We start from the raw sequence: 22,172 nt of genomic DNA, 5'->3' as shown, positions 1-22,172 counted from the left end.
GCATTGCGCGCTGACCGGGCCGCAGAACAAGGGGCTGCCCCGGAACCGATAACGGTCCGGGGCAGCCCCTTCGTACCTGCTGACTACGACGCTGCTAGGCGTCCTTCGTCATGTTCGGGCCGGCGCCGCCTGCCGCCTGCTCGATCGGAGGAACGTCGGGCAGTGCCGACTTCTCCTCGCCGCGGAACGAGAACTTCTTCTCCTCGCCCTCGCCTTCCGTACCGACGACCACGATGTGACCGGGGCGCAGCTCACCGAAGAGGATCTTCTCGGAGAGGATGTCCTCGATCTCGCGCTGGATCGTCCGGCGCAGCGGCCGGGCGCCCATCACGGGGTCGTAGCCCTTCTTCGCCAGGAGAGCCTTGGCCTCGGCACTGAGCTCGATGCCCATGTCGCGGTCCTTGAGGCGCTCATCCACCTTGGCGACCATGAGGTCGACGATCTGGATGATGTCTTCCTCGGTCAGCTGGTGGAAGACGACCGTGTCGTCGACGCGGTTGAGGAATTCGGGCCTGAAGTGCTGCTTGAGCTCTTCGTTGACCTTGGTCTTCATCCGCTCGTAGTTCGTCTTGACGTCGCCCTGGGCGGCGAAGCCCAGGTTGAAGCCCTTGGAGATGTCCCGGGTCCCGAGGTTGGTCGTCATGATGATGACCGTGTTCTTGAAGTCCACGACCCGGCCCTGGGAGTCGGTCAGGCGACCGTCTTCCAGAATCTGGAGCAGGGAATTGAAGATATCGGGGTGGGCCTTCTCGACCTCGTCGAAGAGGACGACGGAGAACGGCTTGCGGCGCACCTTCTCGGTGAGCTGTCCGCCCTCTTCGTAGCCCACGTAGCCGGGGGGCGAACCGAAGAGACGGGAAACCGTGTGCTTCTCACTGAACTCCGACATATCGAGGGAGATCAGTGCGTCCTCGTCGCCGAAGAGGAATTCGGCGAGCGTCTTGGAGAGCTCGGTCTTACCGACACCGGACGGACCGGCGAAGATGAACGAGCCACCGGGGCGCTTCGGGTCCTTCAGACCGGCTCGCGTACGGCGAATCGCCTGCGAAAGGGCCTTGATGGCGTCCTTCTGCCCGATGACGCGCTTGTGAAGCTCGTCCTCCATGCGCAGCAGACGGGAGGACTCCTCCTCCGTCAGCTTGAAGACCGGGATTCCGGTGGCCGTGGCCAGGACTTCGGCGATGAGCTCGCCGTCGACCTCGGCGACGACGTCCATGTCGCCGGCCTTCCACTCCTTCTCGCGCTTGGTCTTCGCCGCCAGCAGCTGCTTCTCCTTGTCGCGGAGAGACGCCGCCTTCTCGAAGTCCTGGGAGTCGATGGCCGACTCCTTGTCGCGGCGGACACCCGCGATCTTCTCGTCGAACTCGCGGAGGTCCGGCGGCGCGGTCATCCGGCGGATGCGCATCCGGGAGCCGGCCTCGTCGATCAGGTCGATCGCCTTGTCCGGCAGGAAGCGGTCCGAGATGTACCGGTCGGCCAGCGTCGCGGCCTGGACCAGCGCCTCGTCCGTGATGGAGACCCGGTGATGGGCCTCGTAACGGTCGCGCAGACCCTTGAGGATCTCGATGGTGTGGGGCAGCGACGGCTCCGCGACCTGGATGGGCTGGAAGCGTCGCTCGAGAGCGGCGTCCTTCTCCAGGTGCTTGCGGTACTCGTCGAGCGTCGTGGCACCGATGGTCTGGAGCTCGCCTCGCGCCAGCATGGGCTTGAGGATGCTCGCGGCGTCGATCGCGCCCTCGGCGGCGCCCGCACCCACCAGGGTGTGGAGCTCGTCGATGAACAGGATGATGTCGCCGCGGGTGCGGATCTCCTTGAGGACCTTCTTCAGGCGCTCCTCGAAGTCACCGCGGTAGCGGGAACCCGCGACCAGGGCGCCGAGGTCAAGCGTGTAGAGGTGCTTGTCCTTGAGGGTCTCGGGCACCTCGCCCTTGACGATGGCCTGTGCCAGGCCCTCGACGACCGCCGTCTTGCCGACGCCGGGCTCGCCGATGAGAACCGGGTTGTTCTTGGTACGGCGGGACAGCACCTGCATGACCCGCTCGATCTCCTTCTCGCGCCCGATGACCGGGTCGAGCTTGGATTCACGAGCGGCCTGGGTGAGATTCCGGCCGAACTGGTCGAGCACCAGGGACGTGGAGGGCGTGCCCTCCGCGGGGCCGCCCGCTGTGGCCGCCTCCTTGCCTCCCGAGTACCCGGAGAGCAGCTGGATGACCTGCTGCCGCACCCGGTTCAGGTCGGCGCCCAGCTTCACGAGGACCTGGGCTGCGACGCCCTCGCCCTCGCGGATCAGGCCGAGCAGGATGTGCTCGGTGCCGATGTAGTTGTGACCCAGCTGAAGGGCCTCGCGGAGCGAAAGCTCCAGGACCTTCTTGGCTCGGGGGGTGAAGGGGATGTGTCCGGACGGGGCCTGCTGGCCCTGACCGATGATCTCCTCCACCTGCTGGCGGACCGCCTCGAGCGAAATCCCGAGGCTCTCCAGGGCCTTAGCGGCGACACCCTCACCCTCGTGGATCAGGCCCAGGAGGATGTGCTCGGTGCCGATGTAGTTGTGGTTGAGCATCCGGGCTTCTTCCTGAGCCAGGACGACAACCCGCCGCGCGCGGTCGGTGAACCTCTCGAACATCGTTAATCGCTCCTCAGAGCGGTCAGGCAGTAAGGGGTCGGTCCCCTCCCTGTCCTTCCGCAGCTTAGTCCCGCAAGCGGGGACCGCTCATTCCAACTGCCGACACCCGTTCTTGGCCTCCTGCCCGGAACGCCGACAACTGCTCCAACCCGATGGTGCGAGACGATGTTCCCGCAGGCCAGGCAGATACCCCTTTCGCCAGTACGCCGATGGCGAACGTGAGACGGTATCGGCCTGCGTGTCGCCCCTTCCCACTAGGGATGTCTTACCCGCAACTACTGACAGTCCATGCGGCGTGCCCCGGTTCCCTCAGCTACGGGCGAACATCTTTGCGCTGCCGGATGCGCCCGCACGCCCCCATACCGGGCACGCAGGGCAATCGGTCACCGACTCCGCGTAACCCCGGGGGTGCTTCGACGGTTCATCGGGCATGACCCTCACCGTCCCGTCTCCCCGCTCGTCGCCCGACGCCGACGACAGGGCGCTGTGGTACGAGCGGGAGCTGGGCTGGGCCACCGCGGAGGGGACGCCGGTGCGTCTGCTGACCGGGCTGCGTTTCGATGTGCTGGAGCTGCCTGCCGACGCCGGTCACGCCGCGCTGCGGCGGCTGGGGCGTACGGGTCCGGTGGCACTGACCGGGCAGCGGATGGGACTGCTGGTGGCTGCGGGAAGCGCCGATGAGCTGCCGGGGCTGCTCGACTGGCTGGAATGGGGCGGAATCGCCCTCGATCTGACCGCCGTCGGCAGCGGCGGGCGGATCACCGCCCCGGCACCGCCCGGCTGGACGGCCGGCTCGCCGGGGGCCGCGCTCTGGCTGCGGCCCCCCGAGCCGAGGCAGGAGGTCGAGCCGATGCTCCCGGCCCTCGTCGACTTCGGGAACAGGGGTGGGGATGTTCCCGATCTCGCACGGCTGGTGAACGTCGCCGCGACGGAATGCCACCGGGCGCGACTGACGCGTGCCCGGACCGGACTGCTGACCGAAAGGCCGACAGCTCAGCCGTTGGCCTTCTCGTAAGCCTCGCGGATCTCCGCGGGAACACGGCCGCGGTCATTCACATTGTGGCCGTTCTCGCGAGCCCACTTACGGATCTCGGCGGTGTCCTTGTTGCCACCGGTGACGGCGCGGCCCTTGCCACGGCCCGTCGCGGCGCGGCCACCGGTACGACGGCCACCCTTGGTGTACGGCTCAAGAAGACCACGGAGCTTGTCCGCGTTGGTCGTGGTGAGGTCGATCTCGTACGTCTTGCCGTCAAGTGCGAACGTCACTGTCTCGTCCGCCTCGACACCGTCGAGGTCATCGACAAGAAGGACCTGAACCTTCTGTGCCACTGGATTTCCTTTCATCGAAAATGTAGTACGCGGAAAGGAAACCGCTTTTCCCCGAAAAACACAAACCCCTGGGAGAGGTTCAGGAGTGCAAGAACACGGGAAACATGCGCGATTCGGACATAGGGTTACGGCGGCTTCTGCCGATCACAGGTGCAGAAGCATCCGGCTGTTGCCCAAGGTGTTCGGCTTCACTCGTTCGAGACCGAGGAACTCCGCGACACCCTCGTCATAGGAACGCAGCAGCTCACTGTAGACATCTGTGTCGACCGGCGTCTCTCCGATCTCGACGAAGCCGTGCTTCGCGAAGAAGTCGACTTCGAAGGTGAGACAGAAAACCCGGCGCACGCCCAGCCAGCGCGCGGTCTGCAAGAGCTTGTCCAGCACTTGGTGCCCCACTCCGGCGCCCTTGATGCTGTGATCGACGGCAAGAGTGCGCACTTCGGCGAGGTCTTCCCACATCACATGGAGTGCACCGCAACCGATGACACGGGCGTCCTCGTCGCGTTCCGCGACCCAGAACTCCTGGATGTCCTCGTAAAGCGTCACTGTTGCTTTGTCGAGCAGGATGCCTTCGGAGACGTACCCGTCAAGGAGGCTGCGGACCGACGTCACATCGGTCGTCCTGGCACGGCGGACGGTGATGGCGGGACTATTTACCGACGGGTCGGTATGAAACTCGGTATCCGGCTGGGTTTGCGGCAGCTCTGAGGACATGCCCAGACGCTATCGCCCGGTCTCCGGCTCCGTGTCATCGGCCGGGGTTGTCTCACCGACCGGACTTGCGGGCGGTTCGGGGAAGGTAGGCAGAACGATGCGCATCGCGTCCTGCAGAGCCTCGCGCTGTTCGGCCGACATCATGCCGAAGAAGGCGACAAGAGCCGCAGCCGGGTTGTCACTGTGGGACCAGGCTTCGTTCATCAGTGCGGCCGAGTACGCGGCACGGGTGGAGACCGCCGTATATCGATATGCGCGGCCGTCGACTTCCCTGCGGACCCAGCCCTTCTGATGGAGATTGTCCATTACCGTCATGACCGTCGTGTACGCGATGGACCGTTCCTGCTGAAGGTCCTCGAGAACTTCCCGCACGGTGACCGGACGGTTCCATTGCCAGACCCGTGTCATCACGGCGTCTTCCAGCTCTCCCAATTGGCGAGGCACAGCGTCACCTTAGTGCTAGATGTCTGGAATGGATGGTTATTTACACAGCAAAAGGGCGTACAGCTCGTCACTCACGAGCCGTACGCCCTTACTCGGTTCCTGGGTCGGGCGCGGTCAGGCGCCCTCGGCCCGTGGGGTCTGCTGGACCGATTCCGCGCGGGAGATCGCGGCATCCACGGCCGCGTCCTCCTTGGTCTTGTTCGGACCGCCCTGACTCTTGACGATCGTCACGACGAGACCGATGAAGAAAGCGGCCATCACCACGGGGGGCAGAAGCGCGGATACGTAGTCCATACCGTCCAGAGTAGCGAGCCCGGTGCGGCCGGAGTCCGCGCCCTCCCGGGGAGGGCGCGGCGGACCGGTCAGCCCGCGGCGCGCTCCTCGGACGGAGTGACGGGGCGGCGGCGGGGCGGGAAGACCTCGGAAGGCTTCGGCATGGGGCGCTCCCCGGGCACGGGCGGGCGGGCCGGGGCCGGCGGGGCCTTCGGGGTCTTCGGGGTCTTCGGCCGGTCGGGCTCCTGCGCTGCGGCGAGGCCGCCCGGCAGGGCGAGCAGGCGACTGCGCGGCGCCGGGGCCGTCACGGGGACGGCGCGTCCCGCGAGGCGGGCACGGACGGAGCGTTCGGCGAGCACCTGGCAGCGTTCCAGGAGGGCCGCCGCGAGGGGTTTCCCGCGCAGTGCGCGCAGTGCGGCCAGATCGTCGGGGCGGGGGTCGTATCCGGCGGCCAGGGCGTCCTGGAGGAGCTCCAGATAGCCGGAGACGGAGCCGGGGAGGGCTCCACGGTAGCGGGCGAGATCGGCGAGGAGGAAGGCGCGCAGCCTGCCGGCCTCACCGACCGCCTCGTCCACGGCCTCCGCGAGCCGCAGGCAGTCCTGGACATCCTCTTCGGGCAAGGGCGTGGGGTGGAGGGCGATGGCGAGGACGCGTCGGAGCACACGCAGCTCGTCCGCACTGAACGCCATGCCGCCGCGTGATCCGTAGGGCGTGGGCATAGCGCGACAATACGTGCTAAATGGACAAAATCCTCTTAACTGGCCGTGGCGGCGCGGCGCCTGCCAAGCGCCGCCACGGCCATTCCCGCAGGTGCGGGCGCCTGCGTCAGAGGCGGGCGATGTTGCGCTCGTACACGAGGCGCAGACCGATGAGTGTCAGCCAGGGCTCGTGCTCGTCGATGACGGAGGACTCGCCCAACACCATCGGAGCAAGGCCGCCGGTCGCGATGACGGTGACGTCGTCGGGGTCGGCCGCGAGCTCCTTCTTCATCCGTTCGACGACGCCGTCGATCTGGCCCGCGAAGCCGTACACGATGCCGGACTGCATGGCTTCGACGGTGTTCTTGCCGATGACGTTGCGCGGCCTGGCCAGCTCGATCTTGCGGAGCTGGGCGCCCTTGACGCCGAGCGCTTCCACCGAGATCTCGATGCCGGGTGCGATCACACCGCCCGTGTACTCGCCGCGCGCGGAGACCGCGTCGAAGGTGGTGGCCGTACCGAGGTCCACGACGATCGCCGGGCCTCCGTAGAGCTCGACCGCGGCGACCGCGTTGATGATGCGGTCCGCGCCGACCTCCTTGGGGTTGTCGGTCAGGACCGGCACACCGGTCTTGACGCCCGGCTCCACGAGGATCGCGGGGACGTCGCCGTAGTAGCGGCGGGTGACGTCGCGGAGCTCGTGCAGGACGGCGGGGACGGTGGAGCAGATCGCGATGCCCTCGATGCCGTCGCCGAGCTCCACACCCAGCAGCGGGTGCATGCCCATCAGGCCCTGGAGCAGCACGGCGAGCTCGTCGGCCGTACGGCGGGAATCGGTCGAGATCCGCCAGTGCTCGACGATCTCCTCACCGTCGAACAGGCCGAGGACCGTGTGCGAGTTGCCGACGTCGATGGTGAGCAGCATCAGACGCCGGCCCCATCGGTGTCGCGGAAGTCCAGACCGATGTCGAGGATCGGCGAGGAGTGGGTGAGCGCGCCGACGGCCAGGTAGTCGACACCCGCTTCGGCGTAGGCGCGCGCCGATGCGAGCGAGAGCCGGCCGGAGGACTCCAGTACGGCGCGGCCGCCGACCAGGGCGACGGCCTCCGCCGTCTGCTCGGGGGTGAAGTTGTCCAGCAGGATCAGGTCGACGCCCGCGTCGAGGACCTCGCGTACCTGCTCCAGGGTGTCGACCTCGACCTCGATCGGTACGTCCGGGAACGCGTCCCTGACCCGCTTGAACGCCTCCGCGACGCCGCCCGCCGCGACGACGTGGTTGTCCTTGACGAGCGCCGCGTCCGAGAGCGACATGCGGTGGTTGACGCCGCCGCCGCAGCGCACCGCGTACTTCTCCATCGCACGCAGTCCGGGGGTCGTCTTGCGGGTGTCGCGGACCTTGGCCTTCGTGCCGTCGAGCACATCGGCCCAGGCGCGCGTCGCGGTCGCGATGCCCGAGAGCCTGCAGAGCAGGTTGAGGGCGCTGCGCTCGCCGGTGAGCAGGTCACGGGTGCGGGTGGTGACCGTCAGCAGCTTCTGGCCTGCGGCGATGCGGTCGCCGTCCTCGACGTGCCGCTCGACCTCGAACTCGTCCGTACAGACGATCGAGAGCACCGCTTCCGCGATGTGGATTCCGGCGACAACGCCCGCCTCGCGCGCGGTGAAGTCACCGGTCGCGACGGCGTCCTCGGGGACCGTCGCCACGGTCGTGACGTCCACGCCGCCGTCGAGGTCCTCCTCGATCGCCACATGGGCGACGTCCTCGACCTGGACGGGGTCCAGACCGGACTCGGCGAGCAGCTGGGCGAGGGCGGGGTCGAGACCGCACTCCAGGCCGTCGGGGTCGTAACCGTCGCCACAGCCGCAGCCGTCGCCGCAGCCGTCCGTGGCGGGAGCGGGCGCGCCGATATGGATCAGCGGTACATCCACGGGCGTGGGGCGCGGATTCTCTTCGGGCGTGCTCACGGTTGCGGCTCCTCGGGGGCGTCGGCGGGGTGGTTCGTGGTGCTTGAGCAGTCTGGTGTCCCGGTGGCGCGTACGGGCGGGAATGCGGCGGTCTCCGTACGGCTGACGACCAGCCGCCGGTCCGGGGCGATCCGTACGACGAGGTGGCGGCGCCAGTTCTCGTCGTCCCGGTCGGGCCGGTCCTCGCGCCAGTGGCAGCCGCGGGTCTCCTCGCGCTCGCGGGCCGCTGCGACCAGGACCCGCGAGACCAGGAGCAGGTTGGTGGCCTCCCAGGCGTCCACGCCGGGCACGGCCACCTTGGGTTCGGCCGCGTCCGCTTCGTCGGCGGCGGTGCGGTGCAGGGCCTCCAGCTCATCGGCCGCGGTGGCGAGACTGGCCGCGGAACGGATGACTCCGGCGCCCTTCGTCATGATCCGCTGGATCGCCGCCCGGGACTCGGGGACCAGGAGGGGCGCGGTGCTGCCGCCGACGGGTTCCACCGCCTCGGTCCGCTCCGGCCGGTCCCGCACGATGTCGGCCGCGATGCGCTCCGCGAAGACCAGGCCCTCCAGGAGGGAGTTGGAGGCCAGCCGGTTCGCGCCGTGCACGCCCGTACAGGCGACCTCGCCACAGGCGTACAGGCCGGGGACCGTCGTACGGCCTGCGAGGTCGGTGCGGATGCCGCCCGATGCGTAGTGCGCGGCCGGGGCGACCGGGACCGGTTCGGTGACCGGGTCGATGCCGTGGGACCGGCAGGCGGCCAGGATCGTGGGGAAGCGGTGCTCCCACATCTCGGCGCCGAAGTGGCGGGCGTCCAGATACATGTGCTCGGTGCCGTGGTGGTGCATCTGGCGGGTGATGGCCTTGGCGACGATGTCGCGCGGGGCCAGCTCCGCCAGCTCGTGCTGCCCGAGCATGAAGCGGGTGCCGGACGCGTCGACGAGGTGGGCGCCCTCGCCCCGTACCGCTTCCGATACGAGGGGCTGCTGGCCCTCCGCGTCGGCGCCGAGGAACAGGACCGTCGGGTGGAACTGGACGAACTCCAGGTCGGAGACCTCCGCGCCGGCCCGCAGCGCCAGGGCCACCCCGTCGCCTGTGGAGACCGACGGGTTGGTGGTGGCGGAGAACACCTGGCCCATGCCGCCGGTGGCGAGGACGACCGCGGGGGCACGGACCGCGCCCACGCCGTCGTGCTGTCCCTCGCCCATGACGTGCAGGGTGACTCCCGCCGTACGGCCTTCGGCGTCGTTGAGGAGATCCAGGACCAGGGCGTTCTCCACGGTGTGGAGGGCTGCCGAGCGCACCGCCTCGACCAGGGCACGGGAGATCTCGGCGCCCGTGGCGTCGCCTCCGGCGTGCGCGATGCGGCGGCGGTGGTGGCCGCCCTCGCGGGTCAGGGCGATGTCGCCGCTCTCCGTCTTGTCGAAGAGCGCGCCGGTCTCGATCAGCCTGCGTACGGCGTCGGGGCCCTCGGTGACCAGGGCCCGTACCGCCGTCTCGTCGCACAGGCCCGCGCCCGCTACGAGGGTGTCGGCCAGGTGCTGCTCGGGGGTGTCGCCCTCGCCGAGGGCCGCCGCGATGCCGCCCTGCGCCCAGCGGGTGGAGCCGTCGTCGAGGCGCGCCTTGGTGACGACGACGGTGTCGAGGCCCGCGGCGGCGCAGCGCAGTGCGGTGGTGAGACCGGCCACGCCCGAGCCGACCACGACGACGTCCGCGTCGATGGCCCAGCCGGGGGCGGGGGCGGTCAGCCGTATTCCGGTCACGTGAGGGCTCCGAAGGTCAGCGGGATGTTGTCGATCAGGCGGGTGGCGCCCACCCGTGCCGCCACGGCGAGGATCGCCTCGCCGTGGTCGCGGTCGTCGGGGATCTCGGTGAAGTCCGCCGGGTCGACGAGGGCGAGATAGTCCACGGCGAGCGGCGGCTGTTCCTTGGACGCGTCGTCCAGGACGAGGCGGGCCGCGGCGCGGACCGCGGCGGGGCCGCCGCTCGGCCGGGCCAGTGCGACCGCCTGGGTGTCGGCGGCCGCGCGGGACTCACCGAGCGCGGCGAGCCCGGCGACCCGGCTCGCGTTCGCCGTGGTGGCCGTCGCGCGCTCGTGCAGTGCCTGCTGGGCGGCCAGCCGGTCGCGGGCCGCGAACAGGGCCCGGGGCAGCGCGAGCGCGGTGTGCCGCTCCTCGGCGGAGAGGAAACGGTTGCGGCTGGAGAGTGCGAGACCGTCGGGGTCGCGGACAGTGGGTACGCCCGTGATCTCGACGCCGAAGTTGAGATCGCGCACCATGCGGCGGATCAGTGCCAGCTGCTGGGCGTCCTTCTGCCCGTACAACGCCTCGTCGGGGCGGGTGAGGTGGAGCAGCTTGGCGACGACGGTGAGCATGCCGTCGAAGTGCCCGGGGCGTGCGGCGCCTTCGAGGCGCTCGCCCATGGGACCGGCGGTGATGCGGACCTGGGGTTCGCCCCCGGGGTAGACCTCGTCGACCGAGGGCGCGAAGACCGCGTCCGCGCCCGCCCCGGCGGCGACCGCGAGGTCGGCGTCGAGCGTGCGCGGGTATCGGTCGAGGTCGGCCGCCTCGCCGAACTGGAGCGGGTTCACGAAGACGGTGACAACGACCTGGCCGGCCGGGCCCGCGGCGGAGCGCGCGGTACGGATCAGGGTGGCGTGGCCTTCGTGGAGTGCGCCCATCGTCATGACGACGACGCGCCGTGCCCCGGCCGGGCGGCGCAGGGCGTCGAGCTCGGCCGCGGTGTGCAGGAGGGCGGGGGTGGTGGCCCTCGCCCCGGAGTCCTGGGCCGCACCGGAATCCTGGGTGTTCATCGGGCCTCCCCCGGTCCGGCGCCTTCGGTACCGCCGGGCCCGGCCGTGCGGCCACCGTCGGCCAGGACGCCGAGCAGGTCCTCCGCGAGCTCCGCCTTGAGCATGCCGTGCGCGAGGGCCCGGTCGGCGGTGGCGCGGGCCATCGCGATGTAACCGGCCACCATCTCCGGAGCGTGCGCGCGGAGCTCGCCGATGTGGGCCGCGACCGTGCCCGCATCGCCGCGGGCGACGGGTCCGGTCAGTGCTGCGTCGCCCGAGCGCAGGGCGTTGTCGAGGGCCGCCCCGAGGAGCGGGCCGAGCATCCGGTCGGGGGCGGTCACCCCGGCCTTGGTGAGCAGTTCCATGGCCTCGGCGACCAGCGTGACCAGGTGGTTCGCACCGAGGGCGAGGGCCGCGTGGTAGAGCGGACGGGACTCCTCCGCGATCCATTCGGGCTCGCCGCCCATCTCGATGACCAGCGCCTCGGCGGCGAGTCTGAGCTCCACGGGGGCGGTGACGCCGAACGAACAGCCCGCGAGCCGCTGGACGTCGACGGAGCTGCCGGTGAACGTCATCGCCGGGTGCAGGGCGAGGGGCAGCGCCCCGGCCCGCCGGGCGGGGTCGAGCACCTTGGTCCCGTACCGCCCCGAGGTGTGGACGATCAGCTGTCCCGGCCGTACGGCACCGGTCTCGGCGAGGCCCTCGACCAGCCCGGGCAGCGCGTCGTCGGGGACGGTCAGCAGCACCAGATCGGCGCGTGCCAGCACCTCGGCGGGCGTTACCAGGGGTACGTCGGGGAGCAGGGCGGCCGCCCGGCGCACCGAGGCGTCGGAGACGCCCGATACGGCCACCGGGCGGTGCCCGGCGAGCTGGAGCGAGGCGGCGAGGGCGGGGCCGACCCGGCCCGCGCCGACGACACCGACCGTGAGGCGGGCGGGGCGGTCCCTCGCGTCGAGGGGGTCCTTCGAAGTTGTCGTATTCACGCGGCGATGGCCTTCCGTTCCAGTCCGCGGGGGGTACCGGACGATTTCTCTGCATGCTACGCCAGCGTTTCGCGCCACCTCACGGCTGTCCACAGCCTGTGGGTAACTCTGCGGCTCAGGCGGAAATCCGGTCGGACGATGTCAGTGGTCCGGGTAATGATCGTCCCATGACGGACACCGATGGGCAGAAGGAGAGAGCGCAGGCTGGCCGCGTGGCGGCAGTCGGAGCGGGTCCTTGCACGGGTGTCCGCGGAAGCCACGATCGGCGAACAGCTCGCCGCGCTGGCGGCCGACGCGAGCGCGGTCCACGACCTGGACGACTGGACCGATGTGTACGGCGACGGGTGGTCGGCAAGGTCGAGCGACGGGTGGCGGAGCTGCTCGGCACGGAGGCCGCCGCGTTCTGCCCGACCGGGACGATGGCGCAGCAGATCGCGCTGCGCTGCTGGGCGGGGCGGACCGGCAATCCGACCGTGGCCCTGCACCCTCTCGCCCATCCAGAGGTGCACGAACGGGGCGCGCTGAGCGCGGTGAGCGGGCTGCGTACGGTGCATCCGACGCCCGAACCCCGGCTGCCCACGGCGGACGAGCACCGGTACGGCGGAGACGTCTTCCACCGCACCCGGCGGCACTCTCCGCGCTGCTCGGCCTGGAACGGGAACTGCCGCGGCTGCCGGCGTACGTGGCGCACGCGAAGGTGGTGGCCGGGGCGTTGGCCGAGGGCTTCGAGGAGTCGGCCGCCCCGTGGTTCCGGGTGCATCCGGAACCTCCGCACACCCATCAGTTCCAGGTCTGGCTGCCGTACGGGGCGGGCGTGCTGAACGAGGCGTCGGTGCGGCAGGCGGAGGAGACGGGGGTGGCACTGTTCCACCGGTGGTTCACCGGGCCCTCGACGCCGCCCGGGGTCTCGTTCACGGAGGTCACGGTGGCTGCGGAGGGGCTGGAGTGGACCGCGCAGGATGTGCGGGATGCGGTGGGGGAGTTCATCGAGCGCCTGGTGTAGGCGGGGCGTGGGGACCGGGCCGTCCGGTGGCCGGTTCCGTCCTCAAGCGCCGGACGGGCTGGATGGGCCTCCGCGGTGGTTACGGACGGGGTTGTGTGCGGGGCGTGGGCGTCCAGGTCCGGAGGCGTCTGCGGAGTTCCCGCAGCACCTCCCTGTCGTGCCGGCCGGGCAGTGGTGGAGGCGTTTCCCTGTGCTGGGCTGCGCGGTAGCTGTCGAGCATGTGCTGCTGAATGGCGTCCATGTCTCCCAGGGTGAGCCGGTCGCGGCCAGGTCGGCGCGTGGATTGACGAGCACCGTCAAATGGCGCGTGGCCCCGTCCCCGTACCCCCCACTATGGAGACGTGAGCGTGAACATCGACATCGCGGGACTGCCCGCCGACCGCATCGTCTTCGAGACCTCGCCCCTCGCCGAGCTGGGGCTGGCTCTGCATGCGCTCTCCGAGCCCGGCCACCATCCGGGCCTGCACGGCTGGGCGACCGCGACCGCCGCCTCCCTGGAGCCCGACCTGGCGGACCGGCTCCACGAGGCGGAGTTCCTGTGGCGCAACACCTTCTCGGACGTCTTCATGCCGTTCGCCGGGGTGCGCGGCGGTGACGGCAGGACCGGGGCCACCCTCGCCGAGGACCTGGACATCCTCGACAAGCTGGACGACGAGCGGTTCGTCGCCGCCGCTCTGGAATTCACCTGCGCCAGCCACTACGGCACCGGCTCGCCCTCCCCGCTGACCGACGCGACGATGCGGGCCCGCGCACTGGACATGGCGGCCGCCCGTGGACCTCAGCAGGTGCAGTTCACCCAGCAGTTGCTGGGTGACCCCATCTCGGTACGCAGCTGGGTCCGGCGCCTCTTCGAGGACTGCGATCAGGCGTTCTTCGCGGACACCTGGCGGCGGGTGCAGGTCCAGCTCGTCGCCGATGCCCGGCACAAGACGGAGCTGCTGCGGCGCAAGGGGCTCGACGAGGCGGTGCGTGCGGTCTCCGCCGCCCTTTCGCTGAACGAGGACGGCACCCGGATCAGTGTCGACAAGCTGACCGAGGGCCGGACCAACGCCGCCGACCCGGCCGTCGGCCCCGGGCTCACGCTCATACCGACCACGTTCGGCTGGCCGCACCTCATGGTGCTGCACGCCCCGGGCTGGCGGCCGGTGATCCACTACCCGGTGCACCGCCCCGAACTGCCCTCCCCCGCCTCCGTCGAGCTGCTCCAGCTCCGGATGGAGGCGCTGGCCCATCCGATGCGGATGCGCCTGTGCCGCAACCTCGCCCGTTCTCCGTACACCACCGGCGAACTCGCCGACTCGCACGGGATCACGGCCCCCGAGGTCTCCCGCCACCTCTCGGTACTGAAGAAGGCCGGTCTCGTCACCACCCGGCGGCGCGGCCGGTACGTCCTGCACCAGCTCGACCTGACCGCGGTGACCCGGCTCGGCAGCGACTTCCTGGAGGGGATCCTGCGCTGAGGCGGCGCACGGTCCGTGCGGTCAGCCCGTTCCGCCGCCGGCCCGGACCAGGCCCGTCTCGTACGCGAGGACGACGACCTGCACCCGGTCGCGCAGGTTCAGCTTCGTCAGGATGCGGCCGACATGCGTCTTCACGGTCGCCTCGGACAGCACGAGCCGCGCCGCGATCTCACCGTTCGACAGCCCCTGGGCGACCAGCATCATCACTTCGCGTTCCCGCTCGGTGAGCTTCTCGATGTGCTTCTGGTTGGGGTCCTTGACGCCGCTGGGCAGCATCGAGGAGAACCGGTCCAGCAGCCGACGAGTGGTGGACGGCGCGACGACCGCGTCACCACTGTGCACGGCACGGATCGCGGCGAGCAGTTCGCCGGGCGGCACGTCCTTGAGCATGAAACCGCTGGCCCCCGCCTTCAGCCCGGAGAAGGCGTACTCGTCCAGGTCGAACGTGGTCAGGATGAGCACCTTCGGCGGATCGGTCTGCGCACAGATGCGCCGGGTCGCCTCGACGCCGTCCAGCCTCGGCATACGTACGTCCATCAGCACCACGTCGACAGCAGTGGCACGCAGCACCTCGATCGCCTCGGCGCCGTCACCGGCCTCGGCCACGACCTCCATGTCCGGCTGGGCGGCGAGCACCATCCGGAATCCGGTGCGCAGCAGCACCTGGTCGTCGACGAGCATCACGCGGATCGCCATGAGGTGTCCTGTTCTCCTGGTCAGAGGGATGGGGCGGGCTTTCAGCAGGTCAACCGCACACGTCTAATGGCCGGGCTTCAGCGGCAGCAGGGCACTGATCCGGAATCCGCCGCCGGGGCGCGGTCCCGCATCCAGCGTGCCGCCGACCATGCCGACCCGCTCCCGCATGCCGATCATGCCGTGACCGGCTCCGTCGGCGCCGCCGTCCTCGTACAGCTCGTGTGCGGCCCCCCGGCCGTCGTCCTCCACGAGGAGCCCGAGGCCGTCGTCGAAGTAGACCAGCCGCACGCTGGCACCCGCATCCGGGCCGCCGTGCTTGCGGGTGTTGGTGAGGGCTTCCTGCACGATGCGGTACGCGGTCAGTTCCACCCCGCTGGGCAGGGGGCGCGGAGTGCCCTCGATCTTGAAGTCCACCGCCAGGCCGGTCTGCCGGACCCGCTCGATCAGGTCCTCGATCTGTCCGACATCGGGCTGCGGTACGTACTCCCCGCTCTCCGGGGCGTCACCGGTGCGCAGCACCCCGAGCAGCCTGCGCATCTCGGCGAGCGCCTGGCGGCCGGTGCTCGAAATGGTCTCCAGCGCCTGCCTCGCCTGGTCCGGGGCCGCGTCCATGACGTACGCGGCCCCGTCGGCCTGGACCACCATCACGGAGACGTTGTGGGCGACGACGTCGTGCAGTTCGCGGGCGATCCGGGCGCGCTCGGCAGCCACCGCGACCTTCGACTGCGCCTCGCGCTCCCGTTCCAGCCGGGCCGCGCGCTCCTCCAGCTGGTCGAAGTAGGCCCGGCGGGTCCGCATCGAGTCGCCGAGCACCCAGGCGAGTACGAACGGCACCGTCATGACGACCACGACGAAGACGGCCTGGGCCCAGCTGCCCTGGGAGCCCTCGTCCGGCCAGCGCAGCTGCGAGAGGCCGGCCGCGCCGAGACTGCAGACCAGGGCCAGCCGGGACGCCCAGCGCTCCCCGACGGTGGCCACGGTGAAGATGATCACGAGCATGGCGAAGTCCGCGACACCGGGCGCGACATCCAGCACCAGCTGCGCGATGCCCATCGCGACGGTGAGCAGCAGCATCTTCTCGGGTGCCCGCCGACGCAGCGCGACGACGGTGCAGAGGCCCAGGACGATCGGCACCGAGAGGAGGCGCTCCCGCGCGTGACCGGGCTGTTCGGCCACCATCGACACGCCGGAGAGCCCGAGGAGGAAGACAGCCCAGAAACTGTCGACGCCCGTCGGGTGTCTGCGGATGAAGTCGTAGAGACGCTGCACGTAACCCAGCGTAGGGATAGCAGATCGGTGCCCGGGTCAGCCGGAGGGCCGATCCAGGTCCTGGGACCGTACTCCCCAAGGTGGAGACTTGCCTACGTGACGGATGACTGGTGCGGGTGGCGGGAAGCGGCCGAGACCGCTTTGTACGGGGACGAGGGCTTTTACCGAAGGCCGGAAGGGCCCGCGGGACATTTCCGCACGTCGGTGCACGCCTCTGCGCTGTTCGCCGCCGCCGTCGCCCGGCTGCTGGCCGGGACCGCGCGGCAGCTGGACACGGACGAGGTCTCCCTGGTGGATGTCGGCGCGGGCCGGGGCGAGCTGCTGACGGGGGTGCTGGCGGCAGCGCCCGCCGGGCTGAAGGTGCGGGCGTACGCGGTGGAGATCGCCGGACGCCCGCCCGGCCTCGATCCCCGGATCGAGTGGTGCGCCGAGCCTCCGCAAGGGGTCACCGGGCTGCTCTTCGCCAACGAATGGCTGGACAACGTCCCGACGGACATCGCGGAGGCCGACGCCGACGGAGTGGCGCGCCATGTCCTCGTCCGGCGGGCCGACGGTACGGAGCGGCTGGGCGACCCGGTGAGCGGGGCGGACGCGGAGTGGCTGCGGCGCTGGTGGCCGCTGACGCAGCCCGGCGACCGCGCGGAGATCGGCCGCCCGCGCGACGAGGCCTGGGCGCGGGCGGTCACGTCGCTGGCCGGGGGCCTGGCGGTGGCGGTGGACTACGGGCACGTACGGGAGGCGAGGCCGCCGTACGGAACGCTGACCGGTTTCCGGGCGGGCCGCGAGGTGCGCCCGGTGCCGGACGGCAGCTGCGACCTCACGTCCCATGTGGCGCTGGACGCGTGCGCGGAGGCGGGGAGCGTCGTGGCCGGCGTGCCGGCCGAGGTGCGTGACCAGCGTGCGGCGCTCCGGGAGCTGGGCGTCAGCGGTGAACGGCCGCCGCTCTCCCTGGCGTCGGCCGACCCCGCCGGGTACGTCCGGGCGCTCTCCGCGTCGGGCGAGGCGGCGGAGCTCACGGCGCGCGGCGGACTGGGCGATTTCGGCTGGCTGTCCCAACAGGTGCGGGCGTCCTTCGCCCCCTCCGGCGTCTGAGGAGCGGGGTCCCGGGCGGAGCCCCGGGTACCCGGGGGATACTGTCCGGCATGACGGAGACGACGGTCGGCATCGGCGGCGCGGCAGAGAGCACCGACATGGTGCTCAACATCGGCCCCCAGCATCCCTCGACCCACGGGGTGCTCCGCCTGCGGCTCGTCCTCGACGGCGAGCGCATCCAGCACGCCGAGCCGGTCATCGGCTATATGCACCGGGGCGCCGAGAAGCTTTTCGAGGCGCGCGACTACCGGCAGATCGTGATGCTCGCCAACCGCCACGACTGGCTGTCGGCGTTCTCCAACGAGCTGGGTGTCGTCATGGCCGTCGAGCGCATGCTCGGCATGGAGGTCCCCGAGCGCGCCGTGTGGACGCGGACCCTGCTCGCCGAACTGAACCGGGTCCTGAACCATCTGATGTTCCTCGGCTCCTACCCCCTCGAACTGGGCGGGATCACCCCGATGTTCCACGCGTTCCGGGAGCGCGAGGAACTCCAGGCCGTGATGGAGGAGGTCTCCGGCGGCCGGATGCACTACATGTTCAACCGGGTAGGCGGGCTCAAGGAGGACCTTCCCGCGGGCTGGCTCGGCCGCGCGCGGGACGCGATCGCGTCGGTGCGGTCCCGGATGGACGTGTACGACAATCTGGTGCTGGGCAACGAGATCTTCCGGGCCCGTACCCGCGGGGTGGGCGTGCTCTCCGTGGAGGCCGTGCACGCGTACGGGGTGTCCGGGCCGATCGCCCGCGCCTCCGGGGTCGACTTCGACCTGCGGCGTGACGAGCCGTATCTCGCGTACGGAGAGCTTCAGGACACGCTCAAGGTCGTCACCGCCACCGAGGGCGACTGCCTGGCACGGTTCGAATGCCTGCTGGGTCAGTCGCACAACGCGCTGGATCTCGCGGACGCCTGCCTGGACCGGATGGCCGGCCTGGCGCCGGGGCCGATCAACCAGCGGCTGCCCAAGGTGCTGAAGGCACCGGAGGGCCACACCTACGCGTGGACCGAGAACCCGCTCGGTATCAACGGCTACTACCTGGTGTCCAAGGGCGAGAAGACCCCGTACCGGCTGAAGCTCCGCTCCGCCTCGTTCAACAACATCCAGGCCCTCACCGAGCTGCTGCCCGGCACCCTGGTCGCCGACATGGTGGCCATCCTGGGATCGCTCTTCTTCGTCGTCGGCGACATCGACAAGTAGGCGCCCGCCGGAGCCCCCGGCGGGCCCGGCCGCTACGAAGAGATGGCGCTGCGCAGCCCGGCGACGTCCAGCTGCTCGGTCTCGTCGTGCGCGGTGAGGTCGATGACCTTGCCCACGGCTCGGTTCTCCGTCACGCCCGTCCGGTGGGCGGCGAGCGCTTCCTCGCCCACCACGTCGGCCAGGTCCTCGTTCTGTACGGCCTCGATCGCGGCGTTCGCCTTCTGCGTACCGAAGAAGTCGAAGCTGCCCTGCGGGACGAGGTGCCGGCGCGCTGCCGCGTACGGAACGACGGCCGAAGCGGCCGGGATCGGACGCGGCACCGGAACGGGTACGGGCGAGAGCTGCGGGGCCGGCAGGGCGACCGACGGGCGGCGGTGCTGGTGGTCGCCCGCCCCGGCGGCCGCCGCGTGCTTCCCCTTCGGGCCCTCCGCCTCCACGTCCCGTGTCCTGGCACGCTCGGCGAGGTCGCGCCGCCTGGCCTGTTCGGCGGTGCGGTGCGCCTCCTGGAGTTTGGCGTTGCGCGAGAGGTCCCGCAGCGCCTGGGAGGCACGGAGATACGCGCCCGGGGTGGGCGTGGAACGGGCGGCGGGCAACTCCCGGGGCGCGGCGGCCGCTTCGAGCGCCAGCTGCCTGCGGCCCTCCAGTGCGGTGGCCCGCTCGGTCTCGGCGTTCGCGTACCGGCGCAGCAGGGCGGCGTGTTCGCCCCGCAGACCGGCGAGCTCCACCCGCTTGCGGCGCAGCTTCGTCTCCAGCCGGGTGCGCAGCTCCCTCGATTCCTCGAGATCGGCCTCGAGCTCGGCTACGCGCTCCTCGGTCTTCCACTCGTCGCTGGCACGGGCGCGCGTCAGTTCCGCGACGCGCAGTCCCGCGGCCCGGTCCCAGCTGCGCATCAGGTACGCGCCGGAGACGGCGGCGGCCGCCGTGGCGGCCACCAGACCGCGCAGGGCGAGAGGTTCGGCGAGCAGCCAGGCGCCGGCCGCACAGACGACCGACACTCCGGCGACCAGGGAAGGCGGCAGGATTCTGTGCAGGGGTGGCGAATGGCGGTGACGTCCACGTGGCATGGCTCGAAATTTACCGTGCGTACGGGTCACTTGGGAGACCGCCCGGCAATCTGTTCCCCGCCGGTTACCTGACGGCCTCCCGAAGCACCCGAATCATCGCTCTCTACTTCTTGAGCAAGCCTTTCGCCCGGAGATACTCCTTGGCCACATCGGCGGGCTTGGCGCGCTCGGCGTCGACCTTGCGGTTCAGTTCCGCGAGGTCCTGCGTGGTGAGTGCCCCGGTGAGCTTCCCCAGCGCATCGGCAATGTCCTGCGCGCCCGCGTCCTTGGCATTGAGCACCGGCAGGACGTTGTCGGCGTTCTGGAGCTTCTTGTCGTCCTCCAGGAACACCAGGCCGTAACTGTCCAGCACCGCGTCCGTGGTGGTCGTCAGAACCAGCTGGTCCTTGCCGTCCTTGACGGCCTGCTTCGACTGCGGAGTGCCGACACCCTTGGGGTCGATACCGGTGACATCAATGCCGTACGTCTTCTTCAGACCCGGCGCGCAGAACGGCCTGACCTCGCACTCGTCACCGGCGGCGATCTTCACCTTGATCTTCGACCCGCCGAGGTCCGAAAGGGTCTTGAGGTTGTTCTTCTCGGCGAATTCCTTCGTCACGGCGAAGGCGTTCTGGTCGACGGCGTCGCCGGGCGGGAGCACCTTCAGACCGAGTGGCGTGGCGAGCTTCTCCAGGGCGGCGACCGTGGCAGCGGCATCTCCGGAGGCGACAGGCTTCTTCTCCGCCGCGCTCGCCCCGTTCACCTTGGCGTTGAGGAATTCGGCGATCGTCGCCGCGTATTCCGGTACGACGTCGATCTCGCCCTTCTCCAGGGAGGGTTCGTACAGCTCACGGTTCTTCACGGTGGTGATCGAGGTGCTGTATCCGGCGTCGCCGAGGACCTGTGCGTACAGCTCGGCGAGCACCTTGGACTCGGTGAACGACGCGGCGCCCACGACGAGCGAGCCCTTCTTGGAGCCCGAGCCCGACGCGGTGTCCGAACCGCTCTTCTCCTTCTCCAGGCTGCCGCCGCACGCGGCGAGCGACCCGGCCAGCGCGACCATCCCGATGACCGCACCCGCTATGCGCGAGGTCCTGTTCATGATGTTCTCCGTCCACAGCGAAAAGGTGACAAACAGCTGCACAGCATCAGGCGCTCCGCCGGCGGCGCAGAGGGGACAGCAGCCGCTCCAGCGCCATCAGCGTCCCCTCGGCCACCAGGGCGAGCCCGGCGACCAGCACCGCGCCCGCGAAGACCTGCGCGGTGTCGTACGTGTTGAATCCGGCGGTGATGATCCGGCCCAGGCCGCCGAGGCCGACCATCGCCGCGATGGAGGCGGTGGCCACCACCTGGACGGCGGCGGAGCGGAGCCCGGTCATGATCAGGGGGTAGGCGAGCGGGAGCTCGACCCTTGCGAAGAGTTGCCGGCCGGACATCCCCATGCCTCTGGCCGCCTCGACCACGGAGCGGTCGACCTCCGTCATCCCGACGTAGGCGTTGGTCAGGAGCGGCGGCACCGCGAACAGCACCAGCGCGATGATCGTGGGCCAGTAGCCGGAGTTGCGCAGCGGCGTGAGCATGAAGAGGGCCAGCACCGCGAAGACGGGCACGGCGCGCCCCACGTTGGAGATGTTGACCGCGAGCGCACCCCCCTTGCCGAGGTGTCCCAGATACAGCGCGAGCGGCAGGGCGATCGCGCAGGCCAGCGCGAGGGCCACCCCACTGACGTACAGATGCTCACCGAGCCGGTGCGCAGCCCCGCTCTCCCCCGACCAGTTGGACCCGGTGGTGAGCCAGGTCCAGGCGTCGCCGATGACTCCCACGGATCAGCCCGCCTCCACCTTCGTGACCAGGGGCCCGCCCACGGAGCCGGTCGTCGCGCGTATGCGGGTCCAGGGCGTGAGCAGTCGCTGCACGCCGAGCAGCAGCAGGTCGGCGGCGACCGCGAGCAGCACACAGAGCACCGACGCGGTCAGCACCTGGGCCTTGAAGAGGCTCGGCAGCGCGTCCTCGATGAGATTGCCGAGGCCGCCCTTGCCGACGAGCGAACCCACCGTCGTCAGCGCGACCGTCGACACGGTGGCTATCCGCAGGCCCGCCATCAACGCGGGCAGCGCAAGCGGCAGTTCGACCTCCCACAGCAGCCGCGCCGGACCGTACCCCATGCCCTTCGCGGCGTCCTTCGCCTCCTGGGGAACCGCTTCGAGACCCGCCAGGATGTTCCGTACGAGAATGGTCAGCGAGTAGAGCACCAGGCCGGTGACGACCAGGGACGCCGACAGCCCGAACAGGGGCAGCAGCAGCGAGAACATCGCCAGCGACGGCACGGTGTAGAGCACTGTCGTCAGCCCAAGCACAGGTCCCGCGAAGTGCCGGCCGCGGCGGGCCAGGAGCGCCAGCGGAAAGGCCACGGCCAGCCCGATCAGCACCGAAACAGCGGTGATCCAGATGTGCTGGACGGTCGCGTCGGTCAACTCCTGGCTGCGGGAACGCAGATACTCGCCGCAGATCCAGTCGTTCGCCACGAGGCAGTTCTCTCCGGCCACCCGTCCCACCCCCTGATTTACCGTCGCGCTTCTTGTACCGAACTGATGTCTGGCGACCCTATCCTCGACCACTG

Annotated in this window: 21 protein-coding genes and 1 pseudogene; 5 read left to right on the top strand and 17 right to left on the bottom strand. The window is 70.3% G+C overall.

Going from position 1 to position 22,172, the window contains the following annotated elements:
- Positions 1-94: 94 nt before the first annotated feature.
- A complete protein-coding gene (locus ACFT7S_RS30695; protein WP_382737410.1) occupies positions 95-2,623 on the bottom strand; it encodes an ATP-dependent Clp protease ATP-binding subunit in 2,529 nt (842 codons plus the stop codon).
- A gap of 430 nt (positions 2,624-3,053) precedes the next feature.
- Between ACFT7S_RS30695 and ACFT7S_RS30690 the strand changes: the two genes are divergently transcribed.
- Positions 3,054-3,638, top strand: a complete 585-nt coding sequence (locus ACFT7S_RS30690) for an SCO3374 family protein (protein ID WP_382737409.1) — start codon at positions 3,054-3,056, stop codon at positions 3,636-3,638.
- Here ACFT7S_RS30690 and ACFT7S_RS30685 read toward each other — a convergent pair.
- The 10 genes from ACFT7S_RS30685 to ACFT7S_RS30640 all read right to left on the bottom strand — a co-directional run bounded on the left by ACFT7S_RS30685 (position 3,617) and on the right by ACFT7S_RS30640 (position 11,796).
- Positions 3,617-3,952 carry an Lsr2 family protein gene (locus ACFT7S_RS30685; RefSeq protein ID WP_382737408.1) on the bottom strand — a complete coding sequence of 112 codons (336 nt, stop codon included), beginning with the start codon at positions 3,950-3,952 and terminating at the stop codon, positions 3,617-3,619. The two genes, ACFT7S_RS30690 and ACFT7S_RS30685, sit on opposite strands and share 22 nt — an antisense overlap.
- A 144-nt stretch (positions 3,953-4,096) precedes the next feature.
- Positions 4,097-4,666 carry an amino-acid N-acetyltransferase gene (locus ACFT7S_RS30680; protein ID WP_382737407.1) on the bottom strand — a complete coding sequence of 190 codons (570 nt, stop codon included), beginning with the start codon at positions 4,664-4,666 and terminating at the stop codon, positions 4,097-4,099.
- Between the two features lie 9 nt (positions 4,667-4,675).
- Positions 4,676-5,110, bottom strand: a complete 435-nt coding sequence (locus ACFT7S_RS30675) for a BlaI/MecI/CopY family transcriptional regulator (RefSeq protein ID WP_382737406.1) — start codon at positions 5,108-5,110, stop codon at positions 4,676-4,678.
- A gap of 114 nt (positions 5,111-5,224) precedes the next feature.
- Complete coding sequence (locus ACFT7S_RS30670; protein ID WP_362848058.1) at positions 5,225-5,404, bottom strand: hypothetical protein; 180 nt, start codon at positions 5,402-5,404, stop codon at positions 5,225-5,227.
- A 68-nt stretch (positions 5,405-5,472) separates the two neighbouring features.
- Positions 5,473-6,072 carry a hypothetical protein gene (locus ACFT7S_RS30665; protein WP_382737439.1) on the bottom strand — a complete coding sequence of 200 codons (600 nt, stop codon included), beginning with the start codon at positions 6,070-6,072 and terminating at the stop codon, positions 5,473-5,475.
- Positions 6,073-6,208: 136 nt separating this feature from the next.
- On the bottom strand, positions 6,209-7,006 hold the full coding sequence (locus ACFT7S_RS30660; protein ID WP_382737405.1) for a type III pantothenate kinase: 798 nt from the start codon (positions 7,004-7,006) through the stop codon (positions 6,209-6,211).
- Positions 7,006-8,043 (bottom strand): carboxylating nicotinate-nucleotide diphosphorylase, encoded by a 1,038-nt coding sequence (nadC, locus tag ACFT7S_RS30655; protein ID WP_382737404.1) that lies wholly within the window; start codon positions 8,041-8,043, stop codon positions 7,006-7,008. Before nadC ends, ACFT7S_RS30660 begins: the two co-directional genes overlap by 1 nt.
- On the bottom strand, positions 8,040-9,785 hold the full coding sequence (locus ACFT7S_RS30650; RefSeq protein WP_382737403.1) for an L-aspartate oxidase: 1,746 nt from the start codon (positions 9,783-9,785) through the stop codon (positions 8,040-8,042). The genes nadC and ACFT7S_RS30650 overlap by 4 nt, the downstream gene beginning before the upstream one ends.
- Complete coding sequence (gene panC / locus ACFT7S_RS30645) at positions 9,782-10,834, bottom strand: pantoate--beta-alanine ligase (protein ID WP_382737402.1); 1,053 nt, start codon at positions 10,832-10,834, stop codon at positions 9,782-9,784. The genes ACFT7S_RS30650 and panC overlap by 4 nt, the downstream gene beginning before the upstream one ends.
- On the bottom strand, positions 10,831-11,796 hold the full coding sequence (locus ACFT7S_RS30640) for a Rossmann-like and DUF2520 domain-containing protein (RefSeq protein WP_382737401.1): 966 nt from the start codon (positions 11,794-11,796) through the stop codon (positions 10,831-10,833). The genes panC and ACFT7S_RS30640 overlap by 4 nt, the downstream gene beginning before the upstream one ends.
- A 180-nt stretch (positions 11,797-11,976) precedes the next feature.
- Between ACFT7S_RS30640 and ACFT7S_RS30635 the strand changes: the two are divergent.
- Together ACFT7S_RS30635 and ACFT7S_RS30630 are read left to right on the top strand one after the other, a co-directional pair.
- Positions 11,977-12,799, top strand: a pseudogene (locus ACFT7S_RS30635) (beta-eliminating lyase-related protein).
- A gap of 347 nt (positions 12,800-13,146) precedes the next feature.
- Entirely contained in the window at positions 13,147-14,259 is a 1,113-nt protein-coding gene (locus tag ACFT7S_RS30630; protein WP_382737438.1) for a DUF5937 family protein, read from the top strand.
- Between the two features lie 21 nt (positions 14,260-14,280).
- Here ACFT7S_RS30630 and ACFT7S_RS30625 read toward each other — a convergent pair whose 3' ends face one another.
- The gene (locus ACFT7S_RS30625) at positions 14,281-14,955 is read right to left on the bottom strand and encodes a response regulator (RefSeq protein ID WP_382737400.1); all 675 of its coding nucleotides are present in this window, start codon (positions 14,953-14,955) and stop codon (positions 14,281-14,283) included.
- Positions 14,956-15,018: 63 nt separating this feature from the next.
- The gene (locus ACFT7S_RS30620; protein ID WP_382737399.1) at positions 15,019-16,224 is read right to left on the bottom strand and encodes a sensor histidine kinase; all 1,206 of its coding nucleotides are present in this window, start codon (positions 16,222-16,224) and stop codon (positions 15,019-15,021) included.
- Between the two features lie 96 nt (positions 16,225-16,320).
- Between ACFT7S_RS30620 and ACFT7S_RS30615 the strand changes: the two genes are divergently transcribed.
- Positions 16,321-17,316 (top strand): SAM-dependent methyltransferase, encoded by a 996-nt coding sequence (locus ACFT7S_RS30615; RefSeq protein WP_382737398.1) that lies wholly within the window; start codon positions 16,321-16,323, stop codon positions 17,314-17,316.
- Between the two features lie 50 nt (positions 17,317-17,366).
- Positions 17,367-18,509, top strand: coding sequence for an NADH-quinone oxidoreductase subunit D (locus ACFT7S_RS30610; RefSeq protein WP_382737397.1), 1,143 nt, complete (start codon positions 17,367-17,369; stop codon positions 18,507-18,509).
- A gap of 32 nt (positions 18,510-18,541) precedes the next feature.
- On the opposite strand, the gene ACFT7S_RS30605 is transcribed toward ACFT7S_RS30610, so the two are convergent.
- The 4 genes from ACFT7S_RS30605 to ACFT7S_RS30590 form a co-directional block, all read right to left on the bottom strand.
- The gene (locus ACFT7S_RS30605; protein ID WP_382737396.1) at positions 18,542-19,573 is read right to left on the bottom strand and encodes a hypothetical protein; all 1,032 of its coding nucleotides are present in this window, start codon (positions 19,571-19,573) and stop codon (positions 18,542-18,544) included.
- 103 nt (positions 19,574-19,676) lie between these two features.
- Positions 19,677-20,654, bottom strand: a complete 978-nt coding sequence (locus tag ACFT7S_RS30600; RefSeq protein ID WP_382737395.1) for a glycine betaine ABC transporter substrate-binding protein — start codon at positions 20,652-20,654, stop codon at positions 19,677-19,679.
- Positions 20,655-20,700: 46 nt separating this feature from the next.
- The gene (locus ACFT7S_RS30595) at positions 20,701-21,375 is read right to left on the bottom strand and encodes an ABC transporter permease (protein WP_382737394.1); all 675 of its coding nucleotides are present in this window, start codon (positions 21,373-21,375) and stop codon (positions 20,701-20,703) included.
- A gap of 3 nt (positions 21,376-21,378) precedes the next feature.
- Positions 21,379-22,098, bottom strand: coding sequence for an ABC transporter permease (locus tag ACFT7S_RS30590; RefSeq protein ID WP_382737393.1), 720 nt, complete (start codon positions 22,096-22,098; stop codon positions 21,379-21,381).
- Positions 22,099-22,172: the final 74 nt, after the last annotated feature.

Source organism: Streptomyces sp. NPDC057136, from assembly GCF_042670885.1.
Classification (GTDB): domain Bacteria; phylum Actinomycetota; class Actinomycetes; order Streptomycetales; family Streptomycetaceae; genus Streptomyces.
This window is presented reverse-complemented; position numbering and strand designations above follow the sequence as displayed.

Bases quoted from the DNA above. Each gene is read 5' to 3' on its own strand.
- ACFT7S_RS30695 (WP_382737410.1), bottom strand. From the start codon at position 2,623: ATGTTCGAGAGGTTCACCGACCGCGCGCGGCGGGTTGTCGTCCTGGCT.
- ACFT7S_RS30690 (WP_382737409.1), top strand. From the start codon at position 3,054: ATGACCCTCACCGTCCCGTCTCCCCGCTCGTCGCCCGACGCCGACGAC.
- ACFT7S_RS30680 (WP_382737407.1), bottom strand. From the start codon at position 4,666: ATGTCCTCAGAGCTGCCGCAAACCCAGCCGGATACCGAGTTTCATACC.
- ACFT7S_RS30670 (WP_362848058.1), bottom strand. From the start codon at position 5,404: ATGGACTACGTATCCGCGCTTCTGCCCCCCGTGGTGATGGCCGCTTTC.
- ACFT7S_RS30665 (WP_382737439.1), bottom strand. From the start codon at position 6,072: ATGGCGTTCAGTGCGGACGAGCTGCGTGTGCTCCGACGCGTCCTCGCC.
- ACFT7S_RS30660 (WP_382737405.1), bottom strand. From the start codon at position 7,006: ATGCTGCTCACCATCGACGTCGGCAACTCGCACACGGTCCTCGGCCTG.
- panC (WP_382737402.1), bottom strand. From the start codon at position 10,834: ATGAACACCCAGGATTCCGGTGCGGCCCAGGACTCCGGGGCGAGGGCC.
- ACFT7S_RS30625 (WP_382737400.1), bottom strand. From the start codon at position 14,955: ATGGCGATCCGCGTGATGCTCGTCGACGACCAGGTGCTGCTGCGCACC.
- ACFT7S_RS30610 (WP_382737397.1), top strand. From the start codon at position 17,367: ATGACGGAGACGACGGTCGGCATCGGCGGCGCGGCAGAGAGCACCGAC.
- ACFT7S_RS30605 (WP_382737396.1), bottom strand. From the start codon at position 19,573: ATGCCACGTGGACGTCACCGCCATTCGCCACCCCTGCACAGAATCCTG.
- ACFT7S_RS30600 (WP_382737395.1), bottom strand. From the start codon at position 20,654: ATGAACAGGACCTCGCGCATAGCGGGTGCGGTCATCGGGATGGTCGCG.